Source organism: Streptomyces sp. B93 (assembly GCF_018070565.1).
Lineage (GTDB): Bacteria > Actinomycetota > Actinomycetes > Streptomycetales > Streptomycetaceae > Streptomyces.
The window spans coordinates 1-1,101 of sequence record NZ_JAGPXL010000116.1; the positions used below are offsets into that span (position 1 = coordinate 1).

Sequence of the window (1,101 nt, forward strand, 5' to 3'; positions counted from 1 at the left end):
AGAGGGCATTTGATCTAGGCGTATTGCCCTGTATGCCCTAGTAAGTTCCTCGCCAGGTTGGCGTGGTCTCGTCCGTTATGCGCTTGCTGAGGTTGTCGATCGAGGCGATGTGGATCATCGCCTCGGAGCTGGCCGTGAGCGTCTCATAGTCGCGGGCGAGGCGGCGGTGCATCATGATCCAACCAATACTCCGCTCCACTACCCAGCGCCTTTTCACGACGTGGAAGCCGCGCTTTTCTGGGTTGCGGTTGACGACTTCAACGTCGATTCCGAGGCGGGCGCCGTGCTCGATGACGGCGTTCTTGAAGCCGGTGTCGACCCAGCTTTTCGCGATGGTCGGGTAGGTCTCTTTTGCCTGGTCGAGGAGGCGTATTCCCATGGCATTCTCGGAGAGGCCGGCGCTGGCGACTGTCACGGCGAGGATGAGGCCGATCGTGTCGGTCAGGATGCCCCGCTTCCGGCCCACGATCTTCTTCGCGGCGTCCGTTCCCTGGCTGGTCAGGGGCACGTTGGTGGAGGTCTTGACGCTCTGAGTGTCGATGACGGAGGCGGTCGGCTCGGGCTTGCGGCCTTCCTTTACGCGGGCCAGGCCGGTCAGGTCGTAGTTGAGCTGGGCGAGGATTCCCTCGTCGCGCCAGGCGGCGTAGTAGAAGTAGACGGTGCCGTGGCCTGGGAAGTCGTGCGGGAGGTATTTCCAGGGGATTCCCGTGCGGTTCAGGTAGAGGAGTGCGTCGAACACGTCGCGCAAGTCGACTTTGGCCGGCTGCCCTGTTGGTCGGCGTTCGAGGCGGGCGTTTCGCCAGGCTGTCAGCGTCGGCTCGATCAGGGCCCATCGGGCGTCGGACAGGTCACTGGGGTACGGCTTGCGCTCGCTCACAGCGCAGCGTGATCATGGCAATGGCGGAGGGGTGAGTTCCGCTGTAAGTCGGGCGGTTCCGTACCATTTTCAAATTAGACGGGTTTCCGACTACAGAAGCACGTGAAGTGGACAGCCGAGTGCTCGACCTTGCAGGGAACAAATCACCTCTACCTGGTGAAGACACCCAAAGTAGGTCATGGGTAAAGCAGGCATACCGGAAAAACTCTAGGTGAACGCCCACT

Annotated in this window: 1 protein-coding gene; it reads right to left on the bottom strand. The window is 61.5% G+C overall.

What is annotated here, in order from left to right; genetic code table 11:
- Positions 1–37 precede the first annotated feature (37 nt).
- Positions 38–877, bottom strand: a complete 840-nt coding sequence (locus KBY47_RS36165; protein ID WP_210928873.1) for an IS5 family transposase — start codon at positions 875–877, stop codon at positions 38–40.
- Positions 878–1,101 lie beyond the last annotated feature (224 nt).